Here is a 19534-nt window from a genome sequence, read left to right as displayed (position 1 = left end):
AACATTGATGTCTTGCACGGCATGCGACAACCGACAGGTGGATACTGACTGCGGACGTGCCCGTCGGCTGTCGACGGCGTCGTCCGGGAGAAGGGACTATCGATGAGCGTTCCGGTGTACGACCAGCTCCGTGCGCTGATCCTCGGTGACGAATTCGGCCCGGACACGATGCTGGTCGAGACCAGCCTTGCTGCTCGCCTCGGGGTCAGCCGGACCCCGATCCGCGAGGCTCTGCGGCGACTCGAGCAGGACGGCTTGGTGGAACGCACCAGCAGGGGCACCAGGGTGGTCGAGCGGAGTCCCGAACAGATCCTGGAGATCTACGAACTGCGAATCCTGTTGGAAGCACAGGCAGCTCGCACCGCGGCGGAACGGGCGACCAGCCTGGACATCAACCGGCTACGGGCGATCCACGAGCAGATGATGGCGTCCGGACCTGATCAGGAGGAGGAACGGGTACGCCTCAACCGGCTGTTCCACGAGGCGCTCTGGGCGGCCAGTCACAACGGCACCCTTGTCGAGGTCATCGACCGGTTGATCGCGCACCTGCACCCGCAAACCACGCTGAAATTCCCAGGACGCTGGGACAGCATCCTGAAAGAGCACGGCGAACTCCTGCAGGCGATCACCGAACACCGCGCCGATGATGCCGCCGAGATCGCCACGGAGCACATGACGCAGGCACGTGAGATTCGGCTCCAGCTCTACGCCGGCGCCCTGGATGACCGGCGGTTCGATCGCGGCGCCTGACCTCAGTGGGCGGGTCCGGCGGCCACTTCGGTGCCCGGCGTCGCAGCTTTGTGACGTGGGCCGCTCGTGGGCGCGCAGTATCGTGAAACGGTGCCTGATGTGACGTCGACCGACGCCGGCGACGCCCTCGGCGCCGCCGGCACCGGGTTGTCCGCACCGCCCGCCGGTGCCACCCGGCGTGACCCGTGGACCGTGACCGTCTTCGTCGTTGCCGCCGCCGTCATCGCGGGTTGTCTGGCCGCCGGACTCGCGGCGATCGTGCCGCCGCGGACCGAGATCGCGATCCTGCCCAGGGCCGGTTCGGTCACCGAAGTCGCACTGCCCGCCGTCAAGGCGATCTTCGATCTGACGGCGGCGCTGACGGTCGGCTGGTTGCTCGCAGCGGCGTGGCTCGCACCGCCGCAGCGGTCCGGGATCTTCGACGTCGGCGGTTACCGGGCGATCAAGGCCGCCTCGCTGTCCGCCGCCGTGTGGTGCGCGTCGGGCCTCGCGCTGATTCCGCTGACCTTGTCGGACACCCTCGGCCGGCCGATCGACGAGTCGATCTCCGCGGACTGGGTGATCAGTGGCATCACCGTGTTGGACAGCGTGCGCGCTGCTCTCATCGCGGCGATCGCCGCTGCGTTGATTGCGGTGATCGCGCGCGTCGTGCTGCATCCCGGGTGGGCCGCCGTGCTGCTGGGCCTCGCCTTGGTGGCGGTGATCGCGCAGGCCAACACCGGGCACTCGGTGCAGTCGGGCGATCACGACGTCGCCGTCGACACGATGGTCTTCCATCTGGTCGGTATCAGCCTGTGGGTGGGTGGCCTGGTCGCCCTGCTGGGACTGGTCCGGCAGAACGTCGCGCACCTGGACGTCATCGCGCACCGCTACTCGACGATCGCGCTGTGGGCGTTCGTCGCCGTCGCGGTTTCCGGGTTCGGTAACGCCTGGGTCCGGATCACGTATCTCCCTGACCTGTGGCGGACGGAGTACGGCCGTCTCGTGCTGGTCAAGGCAGCGCTGCTGATCACCCTCGGCGTGCTCGGCTACCTGCATCGGAAGCGAACCCTGCCGTTGATCGCGACTGGACGCGGCCGCGGACCGATGGTCAGGCTCGCCGCGGTCGAGGTGGCGATCATGGCCGCCACGATCGGCGTGGCATCCGCCCTGTCCCGAAGCGCTACACCGCCCCCGTCCGGGGCGGCGCCCTCCGACGTCGAGCGGGTGCTCGGCTACGACATCGCGGCCGAGCCCACGTTCCTCCGGCTTCTGCTGGACTGGCGGGTCGACTGGCTGCTCGGCATCGCCTTCGTCGCGGCGGCCGTGCTCTACCTGGTCGGGGTACGCCGGCTCGCCAAGCGGAGCATCGTCTGGCCCGCCGGCCGGACCGTCGCCTGGTTGCTCGGCTGCTCGATGGTCGTGCTGGCCACGTCATCGGGCCTCGGTCGGTATGCGGAGGCGCAGTTCTCGATCCACATGATGGCGCACATGCTGCTGGGCATGATCGCGCCGATCCTGTTGGTGCTGGGCGGCCCCGTCACGCTGGCACTCCGGGTGCTGCCGTCCGCCGGTCGGGGCGACGTGCCGGGCCTTCGGGAGGCCATCGTCAGCGCGCTGCACAGCAGGTTCGCCCGATTCGTCACGCACCCGCTGTTCGTCTTCCCGCTCTTCGTGATCTCCTTCTACGCGCTGTATTTCACCCCGCTGTTCGAGATCATGATCGCCTCGCATCTCGGCCACCTGGTCATGAACCTGCATTTCCTGCTGGTCGGCTACCTCTACTACTGGGTGATCATCGGAGTCGACCCCTCGCCGCGCCAGGTACAGCCGATGATCAAGCTGGCGATGCTGCTCGGCGCGCTGCCGTTCCACGCGTTCTTCGGACTTGCCCTGATGAATTCGCGGACGGCGATGGCCATCGACTATTACAACGGTCTGGGCCTGCCGTGGGTGGCCGACCTGGTGGCGGACCAGAGGCTCGGCGGGTCGATCGCCTGGGGCGCCACCGAGATCCCGATGATCATCGTGATGATCGCGCTGCTCTCGCAGTGGGCCAGGAGTGACGAACGGGAAGCCCGCCGATCCGACCGGGCCGGCGACCGCAAGTCCGATGAGGAGCTCGACGCCTACAACCGGATGTTGGCCGGCCTGGCCGTCCGGGACCGCGCGGTCTCAGGCCCCGCGGGCGCCCAACCGGGCACCACCGCACACTCGACCCGTGACGACGGATTCGACCTCCGCTGATCAGGCCCGAAACAGCCGCTGACCGTTCGACGGTGCAGCAGGTGATCACCGCCGCCTTCGCCCCCGCAGAAGCGGACGGACTGCCGGTGGTCGAGGCCGAGCTGAACGACCAGCTGCGGCGGGATCCGTCCTACCGGCCCGACCTGAGCCTGGTCGCGGAACTCGACGCCACCGTGGTCGCCCAGGTGACATCGAGCAACGGAACGATCCGATCCGAGGAGGACAGCTCCCCGCCGCTGCCGATCGTTGCGCTCGGTCCGGTGTCGGTGCACCCGGACCACCAGCACCGTGGGCTGGGCAGCGCACTGGTGCGCGCGGTGATCGACGCGGCCCGCGACGCCGGCGAACCGGTCCTGGTGCTGCTCGGCTCGCCGGCGTTCTACGGCCGGTTCGGCTTCGTCGCTGCATCGACGGTCGGGATCGTGTCGCCGGATCCCTTGTGGGCCGAGCACTTTCAGGCGCTGCCGCTGCGGGACGCGTCGTCGGTGCCGACCGGTGTGTTCCGGTACGCGGCGCCCTTCGAAGGGCTCTAGACGTTCTGTTTCTACAGTTCCCGCGGGCGATCAGCGACCCGGTGAGACCAGCCACGGTTCGTGCAGGTCCATGTACATCACGTCGGCCATCAGGTTCTGGTCGGCCTGCATGGCCTCGGCCATTTCCGGGGGCGGGGGCATGGTTTCGTGCTCACGCGCCTCCGCCTCGGAGGTGAAATACACGGTTTCGACGAAGGCGCCGTCGCCGTGCAGGGCAATCGTGGCGCCGATGATCTCCGGCCGCATCCGCTTCATCTCGTCGGTGTACCGCTGCATCAACTGGCGCATCCGGTCGGCGTCGGACGTGTGCCCCTCCATTACCTGGACGAAGCCTGCGCTGTCCGAACCGCCCTGCATCCAGACGTCCACCTGCGGGCAGTCGAAGAAGGTGACCGGTCCGTCGAAACACTTCTCGGTCTCGGCCCACCACTCACCCTGCTCCGGCCGCATGCTGTTGCGCCTGGCCGCTTCCTCCGACTCGAACCTGACGGTCGTCACGAACATGCCGTCGTCGGTGATCCCACCCGTGGAGCCGAGCCATCCCGTTGCTCCCGGCTGCAGATCCCGCTTCCAGCGGTCCATCGCCGTCCGCAGGCCCTCGGCGTCTGCGACCTTTCCCTGGATCACCTGGATGAACATGTCCGCGACCTCCTCGAGAAGGCGGCGGCGGCGACCGGACGGTCCCGCCGGACGGGCATCACACCGACGGTGGTTTACCCGCCGACTGTCACCTTCGTCCGATGGTGCGGGCCGCGCAAGAGGTCACGCGCTGCGCTTTCACTGACCCCGGCTATTTGCGCCCATGCCCCTTGTCCGTACACATCCCGGCCGCTGCATGCGGTGTCGGCCGGGGAACCTGACAGCGTCTGGCGCAGCGACCTGCCACAAGGTCGGCGCGACAGCGAAAGGGAAACCAGATGATCAACGCAGCGACGGTGACGATCGTGGGCAGAGCGGGGACGAATCCGCAGATCTCGCTCGGCTCGACGGGGGACCGGGTCAATTTCCGGGTGGTGTCGACCGAGCGCCGGTTCGACAAGGCGTCCGACAGCTGGGTCGACGGCGACGAATGCTGGCTCACCGTGGTCTGCTGGCGAGCCCTGGCCACGTCGGTCGCGGCGACCGTTCGCCGGGGCGACCCTGTCGTGGTGATCGGCAAGATCACCAATCGCAGCTTCGAGAAGAACGGCGTGACGCAGTACTTCACCGACATCAAGGCCGACTTCGTCGGGCTGGACGTCGCGCGGATCGGCTCGCGGTTCGCCAGGACGTTCGCCGATTCGACGACCGAACCGGCGCCGGCCGCGCCGGACTCGGGGCCGTCCGGCGAGAACACCACCCCGCGGGCCGCCGAGGACTGGCAGTCGGCCGACGAGGACGGCAGCGCCGGGTGGGAGGGAGAGCAGCCTGAAGCCGTGGAGCCGGCGCTGACCACCGTCAGCTGACCGGACCGTCCGCGTCCTCGCATCATCGTGTCCGAGGGCCGGCGTGCGGTCAGGTGCCGCCCCCGTTCACGGCGGTGATCGCACTGCGGTAGGTGTCGGGGTTGCTCTCCGCGCTGGCGTGATGCCCGTCGGGGATGGGCACCACCCGGACGTCGAGTCCCTTGTCGGCGGCAAGCGCCTGGAAGGTGGACTCCACCCGGTCGACCCTGATGGTGTGATCGTCGGCAGGGTTTTCGGGCCGGAAATACACGATCCTCGCACCGGGACCCAGCGAGTCCGCGACCTCGTCGATGTCCATCCGGCGAATGACGCCGTACTGGTCCTTGACGAGCTGGGTCGAGATTCCCGGTGCATCGATCTTGTCCCGCCACACCTGCCTGATCTTGAACTTCAGGTCGGTCCATCGGATATCGAGAAAGGGCAACCGTCCGGTGGACCATTGCGCCTGCTGACCGAGCACCTCTGCCGTCAGCCTGACGGCGACACCACCCTCGGTGCCGATGGCCTCGGTCAACGCGGTGATGGCGTCGGCCTGGGTGCGGCTCGCGTCCCGGACGTCGTCGGCGCCGAGTGGCGAGCAGTCGAGGTAGATCACGCCGAGTCGCGGCGGTACGGGTTGGTCCTCGACCGGATCCGCCCCGAAAGGATCAGCGCCCGCCGGGGCTTCATTCCCGCTGATCCCGCTGTCGTCGACGCCGATGGGACCGAGAGCGGCCGCGGCAACGCCGCCGGCGCCGATCAGCGCAGACCCCGCTCCGGAAAGGAGAGCTGAATCGGGCAGCACAAGGATTGACGAGAACCGCCCGGCTTGGCTCCCCACCTCCTCGTTGCGCTGGACCAGCGGCGTATCGGCCCGGGAGGCGCCGTCGCCGGCGACGGAGCCGGCGACCCCGCCGGGTGCCTCGCCGGCACCCGGGCGACCGGCCGCCGTCAGCGAGGTCAGCAGGTCCTGCCGGTAACCGACTCTGGCTTCCTGGGTGTGCGCCGCCAGGTTCAGCGCGATGTCGCCGCCCATGCTGCTGCCGTAGAAGCTCACCTCACGCGGTTGCAGTCGGGACATCAGCGCGTCGAACTTGTCGAGCAGGTCCTGGTCGTTGATGCCGCTGCCGTAGACGAGGCTGAACACCCGGGTATGGCCGACGGTGAGAACGGGCATCAGGGCCGCGGCGGCACCGGTGCCGCTCTTGCGGTTCAGCCCGCCCACCACGACCATCACCCGGCCGCCGGTCGCCGCCGTATCCTCCGGAACCGGGCCGACCTCGACGAACTGGGCACCCTGGCTCGGCCAGATCAGCTTCTCGGCCAGCAACTGGTCCGCCTTGAGCAGGGTCCAGCAGCCGGAGAGCGCCATCAGCAGCACCAGAAAGGGAAACCACCAGGTGGTGCGGTATCGCGTGCGCCGTTCGGCCCGCCGCCTGCGACGGGCACCGCGCACATCCGCGCCGTCGAACTCGCTCGTCGGCACCGGCGGCATCCTGCCCGCGGGCAGACCGCTTCCCATCGGTGCGGAGGACGGCGAGACGCCGTGCCGTTCCTGCACCGCCACCCGGGACTCCCTTGACTATTTCTTTACTGTTTCCCCAGTCTGCCCCGAGTCGCTGCGCGATCCCAAACGTCCCGCCCGGTGAAGCGGCGCCACCACCCTTTCGAGTCCGGCAGACTGTAGGACGGCGTCGCGCCGCCGTTTCCGCCTCCCGCGGTCGGGTGGCGGAACCCGGATCGAGACGGCCAGGCGGGGTCAGCCCCGCACAAGCCGGACCAGCTTTCGAGAGGACCTGAAGTTGCCTGAGTTCGTTTACACCATGAAGAAGGCCCGAAAGGCCGTTGGCGACAAGGTCATCCTCGATGACGTGACGATGTCGTTCTATCCCGGCGCGAAGATCGGCGTCGTCGGGCCCAACGGCGCCGGCAAGTCGACGATCCTGAAGATCATGGCCGGGCTGGACACGCCGAGCAACGGCGAGGCGTTCCTCACGCCCGGCTACTCCGTCGGCCTCCTGATGCAGGAACCGAAGCTGGACGAGACCAAGACCGTGCTGGAGAACGTTCAGCTGGCGTTCGGCGACATCAACGCCAAGCTCGAACGGTACAACCAGGTGCTGGCCGAGATGGAGACCAACTACACCGACGAGTTGCTCGAAGAGATGGGCACCCTCTCCGAGGAGCTTGACCATGCCGGTGCCTGGGATCTGGAAGCCAAGATCGATCAGGCGATGGACGCCCTGCGCTGCCCGCCAGGTGACTCCCCGGTGGACATCCTCTCCGGTGGCGAACGGCGCCGGGTGGCGCTGTGCCAGTTGCTGCTGTCGGCCCCCGACCTGCTGCTGCTCGACGAGCCCACCAACCACCTCGACGCCGAATCCGTGCAGTGGCTCGAGCAGTTCCTGGCGGCCTACCCGGGCGCCGTCCTCGCCGTCACCCACGATCGGTACTTCCTGGACAACGTCGCCCAGTGGATCGCCGAGGTGGACCGCGGACGGCTGATCCCGTACGAGGGCAACTACTCGACTTACCTGGAGAAGAAGGCCGAGCGGATGTCCATCGAGGGCCGCAAGGACGCCAAGCTCGCCAAGCGGCTGCGGGAGGAACTGGCCTGGGTGCGCTCCGGCGCGAAGGCCAGGCAGGCGAAGTCCAAGTCCAGGCTCGCCCGCTACGAGGAGATGGCCGCCGAGGCGGACCGCACCCGCAAGCTCGACTTCGAGGAGATCCAGATCCCGCCGGGACCGCGCCTGGGCTCCATCGTCGTCGAGGTGCACGACCTCAAGAAAGGCTTCGACGACCGGGTCCTGATCGACGACCTGTCGTTCACCCTGCCGCGCAACGGCATCGTCGGCGTGATCGGCCCGAACGGCGTCGGCAAGACGACCCTGTTCAAGACCATCGTCGGCTTGGAGGAGCCGGACGCGGGCTCGGTGAAGATCGGCGAAACGGTCAAGCTGTCGTATGTGGACCAGAACCGGGCCGGCCTGGATCCGGCCAAGAACGTCTGGCAGGTGGTGTCCGACGGGCTCGATTACATCAAGGTCGGGCACGTCGAGATGCCATCGCGGGCATATGTCTCCGCGTTCGGGTTCAAGGGCCCCGACCAGCAGAAGCCGGCCGGCGTGCTGTCCGGTGGTGAACGGAACCGGCTCAACCTGGCGCTGACCCTGAAGGAGGGCGGCAACCTGATCCTGCTCGACGAGCCGACCAACGACCTCGACGTCGAGACCCTCGGCTCGCTCGAAGGAGCCCTCGAGCAGTTCCCGGGTTGTGCCGTGGTGATCTCCCACGATCGCTGGTTCCTCGACCGGACCTGCACCCACATCCTGTCGTGGGAGGGCACCGACGAGGACGAGTCGCAGTGGTACTTCTTCGAGGGCAACTTCTCCGACTACGAGAAGAACAAGGTCGCCCGGCTCGGTGTCGACGCCGCCCGGCCGCACCGCGTCACGCATCGCAAGCTGACCAGGGACTGAGCCGCCGGACGACCCGGACACCCGGGACACGGCCAAGGTTGCCTCGTTGTGGGAACAATCGCCCGAACCGCGGATCCTTCTGTGGACGTGATCGGCAAGGCATAGGCTCGCTCCGGACCGGGCGCAGCGTCGCGCTCGATTTGGGGCGCGCCGTGCGCCCGGACGTGGAGGGCCAATGAAGATCCGGATCGACCGATGACCCAGACACAGACCCCCAGCCTGGTGCCGGATCTGGGGCCGAAGCCGATTGCGGAGTTCGATCCGGAATCCGCCGTCGGACGGGCCGTCGCGATGCGGCCGGACCGTGCCTCGATGATCGACGCCTACTTCCGGCACGTGCCGCCGGAGGATCAGCCCAAGAGCGCGCAGGACGTGCTTGGGATCGTCGACGGGCACTGGCGGGTGGGGGAGCGGCGGCAACCCGGTGAGGTCAGGATCCGCGTCTTCAACCCCGCACCCTCGCCGTCCGAGGGCAGCCAGGGATGGACCGACACCAAGACGGTCATCAACATCGTCACCGACGACATGCCATCGCTGGTCGATTCCGTCATCGGCGCGCTGACCATCAAGAACGTCACCGTGCACCGCGTGCTGCACCCGATCCTGATCAGCCGCCGCGGGCCCGACGGAGTGCTGCAGGAGGTCGCCGGCGAGTCCGGCCGGGCCGCCGAGTCGGCATCCACGTTCCGCGAGTCGTGGATGCACGTGCTGATCGACCGGCTCTCCGACGCCGAACGCGCCGAGACCATCGAGGACAGCCTGAGACAGGCACTGGCCGACGTCCGCGCGGTCGTCGGCGACGGCGGCGCGCTCACCGGTGCCGCCGCCACCGCCGCTGCCGAACTGCGCGGCACCTTCTCCCCGCGGTCCGCGCAGGAGGTCTCCGAGACCGCCGACTTCCTGTACTGGCTGATCTCCGGGAACATGACGTTCCTCGGGTACTGCCGCTACGAGCACGTACCCGGAACGGCGGATGGCTCGCTGTCCCGGGTCGCGGGTTCCGGCCTCGGCATCCTGCGTGACGACGCCTCCGGTCCGTTCGACGACCTGCCGGGAGCCGCGGCCGGCGAGACACCGACCCACCTGCTGCTCACCCAGGCATCGGCCGGATCCGCGCTGACCAGGGACGTCCCGCCGTTCGAGGTCCGCGCCAGGGTGCTCGGACCGGACGGCGCCGTGATCCGTGAACACCGCTTCCTCGGTGTGCTGACCCCCCGCGCGCTCAACGCCGAGATCACCACCACACCGGTGCTCCGGCTGACCGTCCAGTCGGTGCTGTCCACGCTCGGTGCCGCGCCCGACACCTACACCGGTCAGCGCGCGATGGACCTGCTGGCGACCTACCCGCGGGCCGAATTGTTCTGGGCCGACACCGATCTCGTCGTCGAGGTGGTCGGCAGCGTGTTGCAGCTCGCCAGCCGGCGGCGGCTGCGCGCGTTCCTGCAGCCCGACCCCTTCGGGCGTTTCATGTCGGTGATGGTGTACCTGCCGCGCGACCGGTACACCACCGACTGCCGGCTCGCGATGCAGCAGATCCTGCTCGACGCGTTCAACGGCACCGGCATCCGGTACACCGCCCGGGTCGGCGATTCACTGCTCGCCGCCGTTCATTTCACCGTCCGGACCGATCCGGGCAATCCGGTCCGGCCCGACATCACCGCCCTGACCAAGGCGCTGCGCGGCACGATCCGTACCTGGGACGACCGGCTGGTGGCCGCGGTCGTCGGCGGGGACGAGGATCTCGACACCGCCGGTGCGCTGTCCCGGTACGCCGACGCGTTCGACGAGGGCTACAAGGAGACGTACCGGATCGAGGACGCCGTCGCCGATCTCCGGCTGATCGATCAGCTCGGCGGCCGGGAGGACCTGGCGCTGAAGATGACCAGGAGCGGGCCCGACGCCGTCGGTGACTGGCGGCTCAAGCTGTACGTCACCGGCGGGGCGGTCACCCTGTCCCGGGCGCTACCGGTGCTGCAGACGCTCGGCGCCGACGTGCTGGACGAGCGCCCGTTCGAGGTCCGGCTGGCCGGCGGCAACTCGGCGCGGATCTACGACTTCGGGTTGACCTTCCCGCAGGACCACGTGTCCCGCGGGGCCGACGATCCCGAATTGCGCAGCCGGCTGTCGGAGGCGTTCATCGCCGCGTGGGGCGGCCGCAGCGAGGTCGACGGGTTCAACCAGCTGGTCCTCGCCGCGGGTCTCAACTGGCGCGAGGTGGCGACCCTGCGCGCCTACGCGCACTACCTCCGTCAGATCGGAACCCCCTACACCCAGAGGTATGTCGAGCAGGTTCTGTGCTCGCACCCGGCGCTGGTCGCCGACCTCGCGCGGCTGTTCGCGGTCCAGTTCGACCCCGACCAGTTCGTCGACGACCCCGATGGGCGATCGGCGGAAGCCGACCGGCTCGTCACCGGCATCACCGCCGCCCTCGACGAGGTGACCAGCCTGGATGCCGACCGGATCCTGCGGACCATGCTCAGCCTGATCACGGCGACGGCGCGGACCAACGAGTACCGGTTGGACGAGCACGGTAACCGGCGCGCGTTCCTGTCCCTCAAGCTCGACCCGCACCGAGTTCCGGGCGTACCGAAACCCGTTCCGGCCCATGAGATCTGGGTGTATTCGCCGCGCCTGGAGGGCGTCCACCTCCGGTTCGGAGACGTTGCCCGCGGGGGGCTTCGCTGGTCGGACCGACCGGAGGACTTCCGCACCGAGATCCTCGGCCTGGTGAAGGCCCAGGAGGTCAAGAACGCCGTCATCGTCCCGGTGGGCGCCAAGGGTGGCTTCGTCGTGAAGCGGCCGCCGGTACCGACCGGGGATCCGCAGGCGGACCGTGAGCAGCAGCTCGCCGAGGGCATCGCCTGCTACAAGATGTTCATCGCGGGCCTGCTCGACCTGACCGACAACCGGCACTCCGGGCTGATCGTGCCGCCGGAGCGGGTGGTGCGACGCGACCACGACGACTCGTATCTGGTCGTCGCGGCCGACAAGGGCACCGCGACCTTCTCCGACATCGCCAACGGGGTCGCCCACGACTACGGGTTCTGGCTCGACGACGCCTTCGCCTCCGGCGGCAGTGTCGGCTACGACCACAAGGCCATGGGCATCACCGCGCGCGGCGCGTGGGAATCGGTCAAGCACCACTTCCGAGAGCTCGGAATCAATACCCAGACGGAGGATTTCAGCGTCGTCGGTGTCGGCGACATGTCCGGTGACGTGTTCGGCAACGGCATGCTGCTGAGCCAGCACATCAGGTTGATCGCCGCGTTCGACCACCGCCACATCTTCATCGACCCGGCGCCCGATGTGGCCGAATCGTTCGTCGAGCGGATGCGGCTCTTCGAGCTGCCGAGGTCCTCGTGGGCGGACTACGACGAATCGCTGATCTCCGAGGGTGGCGGGGTGTTCCCGCGGACGGCGAAGTCGATCCCGATCAGCCCGCAGATGCGCGAGGTCCTCGATCTGCCGGACGATGCCGCCGCCATGTCGCCGACGGAGTTGATGCGGGCGATCCTGCTGGCGCCGGCCGATCTGCTGTGGAACGGCGGCATCGGGACGTACATCAAGGCCGCGTCCGAGTCCAACGCCGACGTCGGGGACAAGGCGAACGACGGGCTGCGAGTGGACGGCGCGCAGTTGCGGGTCAAGGTCGTCGGCGAGGGCGGCAACCTGGGCGTCACCCAACTGGGCCGGATCGAGTTCGCGCGCAACGGCGGGCGGATCAACACCGATGCCATCGACAACTCCGCCGGTGTCGACACCTCCGACCACGAGGTGAACATCAAGATCGCCCTGCAGTACCGGATGGAGCGTGGGCAACTCGACGAGCCCGGACGGCTAAGCCTGCTGAGCTCGATGACCGATGAGGTCGCCGACCTCGTGCTGGCCGACAACCGCGGCCAGAACAGGGTTCTCGGTGCGGCCAGGCTGCACGCGCCGGTGATGTTGTCGGTGCATGCGCGGCTGATCGACGCGCTGGTGGAGAGCGGCCGGCTTGACCGTGCGCTGGAATTCCTGCCCAGCCACACCCAGATCAGCAACCGGCTGGCGGCCGGTGAGGGGTTGGCCGGGCCTGAGCTGAGCGTGCTGCTCGCGTACGTCAAGTCCGGGCTGGCGGCGGCCATGCTCGACAGCTCACTCCCGGACGATCCCGCCTACGCCCGGCGGCTGCCCGAATACTTCCCGCAGAACATGCGGGACGGTGCGCCCGGGGCGATGGAGGCGATCACCGCGCACCCGCTGGCCAGGGAGATCGTCACGACCGAGACGGTCAACGAGATGGTGAACCGGGCCGGGATCTCCTTCTCGTTCCGACTCGAAGAGGAGATGGCGGCAACGCCGGAGGACGCGATCCGGGCGTACACCATCGCAAGCGAGGTGTTCGACCTGCGTTCGGTGTGGACCGCGGTGGGCGCCCTGGACAACAAGGTCTCGGCGCAGACGCAGGACACGCTGATCCTGCGGACCCGCAGGCTGCTGGACCGGGCGACCAGATGGTTGCTGACCAGGCGGCCGCAACCACTGGACGTCGTCGGGGAGATCGCCCGGTATGCCCGTCCGGTCGCGGAGCTGACGCCGCGGTTGCCGCAGCTGGTCTGCGGCGCCGATCGGGACAGCGTGGAACAGGAGACCGCCGAGCTGGTCGGGATGGGCGCCCCGGCCGAGCTGGCCGCCAACGTTGCCTACTCGCTGCACACGTTCAGCCTGCTGGACGCCGTCGATGTCGCCGCCGACACCGGCCGGGACCTCTTCGAGTGTGCCGAGCTGCTGTATGCGCTGTCCGCGCACCTGGACTTCGACCGGTTGCTGTCCGCGGTGACCGAGCTGGCCAGGGGAGATCGGTGGCATGCGCTGGCCAGGCAGGCGCTGCGGGACGACCTGTACCGGTCCCAGCGACTGCTGACCGCCGACGTGCTGTCCACGACGTCGCCGAACCAGGACGCGCAGCACAAGATCGCACAGTGGGAGCAGGAGAACTCCTCCCGGTTGGCGCGAGCACGGCGCACGCTCGGGGAGATCGCGTCGGTCGCCGGCGGCGACCTGGCGGCCCTGTCGGTGGCGGCCCGCGAGATCCGCTCGATGATCCGCTGACGGTTCCGCGCTCGACGGTCCGCCCGGCGGTCGGCGGGTCGGACGGCGGCGCCGACCTGGGGGAGACTGCAGGTCGTGTCGACAGATGCGATCTTGACCAATGCGGTGCTGACCAATGCGGTGCTGACTAAAGCGGTGTTGTGACGTGCGGTGGCCGCACGCGGGAATGGGAGTGTGACGTGTCTCGTCGGTATGTGACCCAGGTGCGGGTGCGGTGGTCGGACCTCGACGCCTTCCGGCACGTCAACAATGCCAAGACGGTGACGCTGCTCGAGGAGGCGCGGGTCGACTGGCTGTTTTCCGAGGCGGCCCGGCACGGGATCGACCGGCTCACCGAGGGCATCGTGGTCGCGCGCCTGGAGATCGACTACAAGCGGCCGATCGGCATGGATGTCCCGGTGACGGTGTCGATGGGGTTGACCAAGCTGGGCCAGGCGTCCATGACGGTCGATTACGTGCTCAGCGTCGCGGGGGTGACGGCGGCCACGGCGCTGTCGGTTCTCGTCCCGGTCGACCCGGTCACGTTCCGCCCCAGGCGCATCGACGATCGCGAAAGAGCTTTCCTGACGCCCTATCTGCATCCCGCGCCGGTCGCGGCGAGCAACGGTGGCTGACTCGTGAACGCCGCAACCCTGCGCCCGGTGGCACGGTGACGACCGGCCGCACCCCGCGGCTGACCCCGGCCGAGAAGGCCGACCGCGACGACGCGACGGCGTTCACCGGCCGGGTCGCCAGGTGGGACTCGGCGGGTCTGGTGCGATTGCGTGCCGATGGCGAGTCCGTCCGTCTGTGGGCGACGACGCCGTTCGACGCGCTGGTGACACGTGCCATCCGTGGCGAGCTCGTGCCGGCCGACATCACGGTGCACGCCGGGAACCTGCTGGCCGGGTTGGCGATCTCGACTGCCGGTGACGTCGACCCGGGACCCGCCGTCGATGCAGCGTGGCGCTCGCAACTGCCCCCCGCGGCCGGGTGGGTGCAGGTCGACGAGGTGCCGGCAGCCGTCCTTGCGGCCCTCGCCGAGGAGGGGGCGATCGGTGCCCGTGACCGGCCGGGTCCGGCCGGTGCGGCCTCTTCCGCCCTGCTGGACACCGAGGTGCTGACCGTCTCGGGCTCCGGCATGCGGGTCGTGCTGAGCCTGCGGATGGTGTTCGCGCTCTCCGGGATGGGATTCGCCGCAACGGGTCCCGACGAGGTCGTGCGGATCAGCGCGACGGACTCCTGGGCCCGGATCGACGCCAGGTACGGAGCGGTCGTGCGCCGCCGGCACGCCTTGCTGCCGCTGCTGGTCTGACGCCGCCCCGGTCGCTCAGGCGGGGTCGGGCGAGGTCAGCGAGTTGACCATGCTGTCGGCGGCCATCAGCAGATAGGCCCAGAGCCGCTCGCGGTGCTGTTCGTCCAGGCCTGCGCCGTCTACTGCGGTGCGCATGGCGTCGAGCCAGGCATCCCGTTCCCGCGGGCCGATGACGAACGGCGCGTGCCGCATCCGCAGCCGCGGATGACCCCGCAGGTCGGAATAGGTGCGTGGGCCGCCCCAGTACTGCTCGAGGAACATCCGCAACCGGACCTCCGCCGCACCGAGATCGGCCTCCGGATACAGCGGTCGCAGGACCGGGTCGTCCGCGACGATGCCGTAGAAACGTTCGACGATGCCGGCGAAAACCGGGTGGCCGCCGATCTCGTCGTAGAAGGTTGCCGGTGATGTCACCGGTCCATTGTCCCGCACCCGGGGCGCGCCGCGTGCAAGGGTCAGCCGGGGTCGCCCGCTGCGGGGATCGCGGGCGGCCGGTAGTCGTCGGCCGGATTCGCCGCTGCCGCACGGTCGAAGGCGATCTTCACCGCGCCCCGGACGGCCCGCAGGAATGCGTCCTGGTCGCCCGCGCGCACGGTGGTGGACAGTCCGATGGTGACGATCCCGGGCGCTATGGCAACGATTCCGAGCAGCTTCGGTTCCTCGATCACCGACGCCGTGAACTGTTCCGAGCGGGCCACCGCCAGCGCCTCGCGCAGGGCAAGGGCACCGGCGAGCCCGGCGTCGGCGTCGTACCGCAGCGGTATCTCCAGGTTCACCACGGCCTCGCCCTGGCTGGAGTTGCCGACCCGCAGCACCTCGCCGTTGCGAACGTGCCAGATGGTGCCGTCGCCGGCCCGGACCGTGGTGGTTCGCAGCCCGACCGCGACAACGTTGCCCGACGCCGGTCCGAGATCGACCGTGTCGCCGACGCCGTACTGGTCCTCGAGGGTCATGAAGATGCCGGCGAGGAAGTCCTTGACCAGGTTCTGCGCGCCGAAAGCCAGTGCAACACCGGCGATACCGGCTGATGCGAGCAGGGGTGCGATGTCGATACCGAGTTCGGCGAGGATCAGGATGGCCGAGATGGTGACGATCAGGAACGAGCTGATCGACTTGAGCAGGGACCCGATCGCCCGGGCCCGCTGAGCCCGGCGCTCCGCGGGTTGGCCGCTGGTGAACCTGCGGGCCTGCGCACGCAACGGCCGCAGGACCGACGGGGTGTTGCCGTCGATGGTCAGCCGGGTGAGCCGGTTGATCGAGCGGTACACGATGAACCGGACGACCAGTGCGGTGATCACGATCAGCACGATGTGCAGCACCGCGGACAGTGCGGCGTTGCTGTTGGCGGCGACGACGTCGATGCCCGTGGTGTCCCAGATCCATTGGCACAGGGAGCCCTCGTCGGCGGCGCACTCCGGCGCGCTGATGTCCACGATTGTCGAAATCCCTCGGCTCGGCAGGTAGCGGATCGCCCGCTGGGTCGGCTCAACGCTAGCGATGCGGCCGGGTGATCGGTGACGGCTCGTCCTGGGCGAATCCGGCCCGGCACCCGCGCTGAGCACCGTCGACGCGCGTCCGCGACGGGCAGCGACGCGACTGCGGTTATTCTTCTCACAGCAATCCGGGACTCATCGCCCCGGCGCGAGAGAAGATCACGGGGCAGTCGGCGACGTCCGGGGCCCGTCGGACGCGTTCCGACTTGTGCGGGTGTCCCTCGTCCGCGGCACGGTGGTTGGTGGATCGCTGGAGGTGCGCATGGATGGCAGCGGGCGACATGGCCGTGGTCCGGTGCGACCCAGTCCGGTGCGCCCCACTCCGGTGCGACCTCTGGGTGCAGGCCCCTCGAGGCGGGAGCCGGAGCAGCGACCGGTCGTTGCACTGGTCCGGGTGCTGCTGCTCAATGCGAGCCATGAGCCGTTGGCCGTGGTCACCGGGCGGCGTGCGCTCGTGCTCGTTGTCGCCGGCAAGGCAGAGTGCGTTCTGGAGAGAACGGGATCGCCGGTGCTCAGGTCGCCATCGGTGTCGGTCACGATGCCGTCCGTCGTGCGACTGCGGCGCTATGTGCGGGTTCCCTATCAGGCGCCGCCGGCTGTCACGAGGGCCGGTGTCCTGCGCCGGGACTCACGGCGCTGCGCCTATTGCCATGGCCGGGGCGACACCATCGACCATGTGGTCCCGAAGAGCCGCGGTGGCGCTCACTCGTGGGAGAACTGCGTGGCCTGCTGCGTTCGGTGCAACGCCCGGAAGGCCGATCGGTTACTCGACGAGCTGGGCTGGTCGATGACCTTCAACCCGGGTCCGCCGCGTCGCGGCGCCTTCGGGAGGCTCTGGTCGACCGAAGATGCTGATCCGTGCTGGGAACCCTGGCTGCCAGCCGCCGCCTGAGTCCGGTACATCCTACTGCTCTGGTCAATCTCATCTGAGCTCTCCAGATGACGGTCGGTGCGAGTCTTCACTCATCTGAGTGATGACGGCGCAACGGGGCAACCTGTCAGCCGATGCGGGTTCCACGGCCGATGCGGGTGCCGCGGCCAATGCGCGTTCCACGGCCGATCCTGGTGCCGCGGCCGATGCGGGTGCCACGGCCGATTCGCGTTCCACGGGTGCTGTTCATGAGGACTCCTTTGGGGTGGTCCCCCTCCGGGAGAGGGGGAGACGTGTTGGGCAATTCGGTGGCTCTGTTATTGGTGTGCGACTGTGATGCGTGCTGCCGGTTTACTCTTGTCGACTGCCCTTGCAAATTCAAACCTCTTGCGGCACAATGGCTTTCAAGTTCTTGAACTCCTTGACCCGCAACACCAATATAGAGTCCGCCGTTGGGCCAGAACCTGAATGGACCAACCGCGATCTCACGTACCGTGACAAGGTTTCGGTGCGATATGTGGCACGCGGGCGGCACCTGTTGGCAAACGGGTGATCTAAGCCATTCGGTCTAACACCGGTGGTGGAGATGTTCACCCAAAAGCGCATTTCAGCTGATGGAACCCCCAAAAATATAGGGTCAAATTCGGACGAAAAGGACTGCTTCGGTCGGCAAAACCTGACGGCCGGTGCTCACCGAAGGCTTACTTGGGTCCATCAGCGTGACGCGACCCGCCAGATGACCCAGGCGGCTCATCGGCATTCGAGCGTTCGGGCCGAGGGAACGCGTCGAGCAGTCATCGCGCGGCGGCCGTGGCTGCCTGCGGTGGTGATGACAGGACGAATCGGGCGGCGCAACCGCCGTCGGGGCGTGATCCCGACATCAACCCTCCTGTGTGGCACGCTGTTGCCGTTCGGTCACGGCGAGTTCCGTACGTGGCCTGAGATCTGGCGAAGTCGCGAGGCTGGTTGGGGGTAGTCGAGAGCGTGCAGGTTCCGCCGTCTCCGGTGCCGTCTGCCGCTGGGTTGCCTCCCTCGTTCCGCCGACTGCTGGTGGCCTGGGCGGGTTCGCTGAGTGGTGACGGCCTGCGGGTCATCGCGCTGCCGTTGCTCGCGGTGATGATCAATCCTTCGGCCGCGGCGGTCGCGACGGTGGCGGTGGCGTCATCGCTGCCCTGGCTGTTGGTGGCGATCCCGGCCGGCGCGCTGGTCGACCGGCTCAACCCGGCCAAGGTGATGGCAACCGCTCATGTGGCACGTGCGGTGCTGACTGTGGGGTTGGTGCTGCTGATCCTGACCGACTCGGTGTCGATCCCGATACTGGCCGTCGTCGGTTTCGCGATCACCTCGGCAGAGACGTTCGCGGACGGGTCCGCCCAGTCGCTGCTGGTCAGGATCGTCCCGCATGCAAACCTGGAACGGGCGAACGCGCGATTCGTCACGGTGGAGACGATCGCCCTCGACATGGCCGGGCCACTGGCTGCCGGCGTGTTGTTCCTGGCCGCACCGTGGGCACCGTTCGCCGTGTCGGCCGGGTGCTTCCTGCTCGCTGCGGCCACCGTCGCGACCATCACCAAAAAGGCTGCCGAGCCGGTCGAACCGGGTCCCGTCCTCCCGGGGTCGGTCAAATCGGCCGGGGTGAGCGAGGCGATGGACACCGAACCCAGTCCCTACCAGCAGGTCAAGGCGGGATTGAGCAGGTTGATCTCCGACCCCGTGCTCCGGGTGCTGGTGATCACCGTCGCCATCATGGTGGTCGCGAACGCGGCCACCGACGCGGTGCTGGTGCTGTACGGGACCGACAACCTGGGGATGTCGGAGGCCACCTACCCGCTGCTGCTGGTGGCGTACTCCGTCGGCACGCTGGTCGCCGCCGCGCTGGTCGGTCGGGCCAACTCACGGTTGCGCGGCGGCGGCGCCATGATGGTCGCGCTGTTCGGCATCAGCATGACCATGCTGATTCTCGGCTTCTTCCCGTACGTCGCAGCAGCCCTTCCGGCGTACGCCCTGATGGGTCTGGCCGGCGGTACCTGGAACGTGCTGTCGGCCACCCGACGGCAGCGCAGGACGCCGCACGGGATGATCGGCAGGGTGTCGAGCGCCTTCAGAGTCGTTGCCTGGGGCGTCATCCCGCTGGGGGCGCTGATCGGCGGAGTGGTCGGCGAGCGCTGGGGTATCCCCGCCGTCTACCTGCTGGCGGGCGGCCTGATCGCCGTGCTCGGCCTGATCGTCGGCCGGTCATTCCTGGCCGGCGAACCGGAGCAGCAGGCCGTCCGCGCCTGACGTTCACGAGTACGCGAGCGTGGAACGTCCCGGCCGAAGGGATGCCGGCCGGGTTGCCCGGCCGGCTCGGAGACTGTCCGATACCGTGATCAC

15 protein-coding genes are annotated in these 19534 nt (G+C 68.6%); 10 read left to right on the top strand and 5 right to left on the bottom strand.

Annotated features, from left to right (window positions below):
• Nucleotides 1-102: 102 nt before the first annotated feature.
• The 3 genes from ACVBEQ_RS04485 (at nt 103) to ACVBEQ_RS04475 (ending at nt 3509) form a co-directional block, all read left to right on the top strand.
• A complete protein-coding gene (locus ACVBEQ_RS04485) occupies nt 103-750 on the top strand; it encodes a GntR family transcriptional regulator (protein WP_447152235.1) in 648 nt (215 codons plus the stop codon).
• Between the two features lie 90 nt (nt 751-840).
• Nucleotides 841-2976, top strand: a complete 2136-nt coding sequence (locus ACVBEQ_RS04480) for a bifunctional copper resistance protein CopD/cytochrome c oxidase assembly protein (RefSeq protein ID WP_447152234.1) — start codon at nt 841-843, stop codon at nt 2974-2976.
• On the top strand, nt 2961-3509 hold the full coding sequence (locus tag ACVBEQ_RS04475; RefSeq protein ID WP_447152486.1) for a GNAT family N-acetyltransferase: 549 nt from the start codon (nt 2961-2963) through the stop codon (nt 3507-3509). The genes ACVBEQ_RS04480 and ACVBEQ_RS04475 overlap by 16 nt, the downstream gene beginning before the upstream one ends.
• A 30-nt stretch (nt 3510-3539) precedes the next feature.
• On the opposite strand, the gene ACVBEQ_RS04470 is transcribed toward ACVBEQ_RS04475, so the two are convergent.
• Entirely contained in the window at nt 3540-4148 is a 609-nt protein-coding gene (locus ACVBEQ_RS04470; RefSeq protein ID WP_447152233.1) for a hypothetical protein, read from the bottom strand.
• A gap of 278 nt (nt 4149-4426) precedes the next feature.
• Here ACVBEQ_RS04470 and ACVBEQ_RS04465 point away from each other — a divergent pair, with 278 nt between their 5' ends.
• A complete protein-coding gene (locus tag ACVBEQ_RS04465) occupies nt 4427-4954 on the top strand; it encodes a single-stranded DNA-binding protein (RefSeq protein ID WP_447152232.1) in 528 nt (175 codons plus the stop codon).
• A 49-nt stretch (nt 4955-5003) separates the two neighbouring features.
• On the opposite strand, the gene ACVBEQ_RS04460 is transcribed toward ACVBEQ_RS04465, so the two are convergent.
• Nucleotides 5004-6500 (bottom strand): hypothetical protein, encoded by a 1497-nt coding sequence (locus ACVBEQ_RS04460; protein WP_447152231.1) that lies wholly within the window; start codon nt 6498-6500, stop codon nt 5004-5006.
• 235 nt (nt 6501-6735) lie between these two features.
• Between ACVBEQ_RS04460 and ettA the strand changes: the two genes are divergently transcribed.
• From ettA to ACVBEQ_RS04440, 4 genes are all read left to right on the top strand, one after another.
• Nucleotides 6736-8412: an energy-dependent translational throttle protein EttA gene (gene ettA, locus ACVBEQ_RS04455; protein ID WP_447152230.1), complete on the top strand. Its 1677-nt coding sequence runs from the start codon at nt 6736-6738 to the stop codon at nt 8410-8412.
• A 195-nt stretch (nt 8413-8607) separates the two neighbouring features.
• Entirely contained in the window at nt 8608-13503 is a 4896-nt protein-coding gene (locus ACVBEQ_RS04450; RefSeq protein ID WP_447152229.1) for an NAD-glutamate dehydrogenase, read from the top strand.
• 179 nt (nt 13504-13682) lie between these two features.
• On the top strand, nt 13683-14117 hold the full coding sequence (locus ACVBEQ_RS04445; RefSeq protein ID WP_447152228.1) for an acyl-CoA thioesterase: 435 nt from the start codon (nt 13683-13685) through the stop codon (nt 14115-14117).
• 35 nt (nt 14118-14152) lie between these two features.
• On the top strand, nt 14153-14797 hold the full coding sequence (locus ACVBEQ_RS04440) for a DUF8010 domain-containing protein (RefSeq protein WP_447152227.1): 645 nt from the start codon (nt 14153-14155) through the stop codon (nt 14795-14797).
• A gap of 15 nt (nt 14798-14812) precedes the next feature.
• Here the strand turns inward: ACVBEQ_RS04440 and ACVBEQ_RS04435 are convergent, their stop codons facing one another.
• Nucleotides 14813-15211 carry a globin gene (locus ACVBEQ_RS04435; RefSeq protein ID WP_447152226.1) on the bottom strand — a complete coding sequence of 133 codons (399 nt, stop codon included), beginning with the start codon at nt 15209-15211 and terminating at the stop codon, nt 14813-14815.
• 41 nt (nt 15212-15252) lie between these two features.
• The gene (locus ACVBEQ_RS04430; RefSeq protein WP_447152225.1) at nt 15253-16230 is read right to left on the bottom strand and encodes a mechanosensitive ion channel family protein; all 978 of its coding nucleotides are present in this window, start codon (nt 16228-16230) and stop codon (nt 15253-15255) included.
• 322 nt (nt 16231-16552) lie between these two features.
• Here ACVBEQ_RS04430 and ACVBEQ_RS04425 point away from each other — a divergent pair, with 322 nt between their 5' ends.
• Nucleotides 16553-17182 carry an HNH endonuclease gene (locus ACVBEQ_RS04425; protein ID WP_447152485.1) on the top strand — a complete coding sequence of 210 codons (630 nt, stop codon included), beginning with the start codon at nt 16553-16555 and terminating at the stop codon, nt 17180-17182.
• Nucleotides 17183-17288: 106 nt separating this feature from the next.
• On the opposite strand, the gene ACVBEQ_RS04420 is transcribed toward ACVBEQ_RS04425, so the two are convergent.
• Nucleotides 17289-17411, bottom strand: coding sequence for a hypothetical protein (locus ACVBEQ_RS04420; protein WP_447152224.1), 123 nt, complete (start codon nt 17409-17411; stop codon nt 17289-17291).
• 755 nt (nt 17412-18166) lie between these two features.
• Between ACVBEQ_RS04420 and ACVBEQ_RS04415 the strand changes: the two genes are divergently transcribed.
• A complete protein-coding gene (locus tag ACVBEQ_RS04415) occupies nt 18167-19441 on the top strand; it encodes an MFS transporter (RefSeq protein ID WP_447152223.1) in 1275 nt (424 codons plus the stop codon).
• Nucleotides 19442-19534 lie beyond the last annotated feature (93 nt).

The sequence above is a fragment of the Nakamurella sp. GG22 genome (assembly GCF_052976845.2).
Note: the sequence above shows the minus strand (reverse complement) of the source record. Positions and strands in the feature narration are given on the sequence as shown.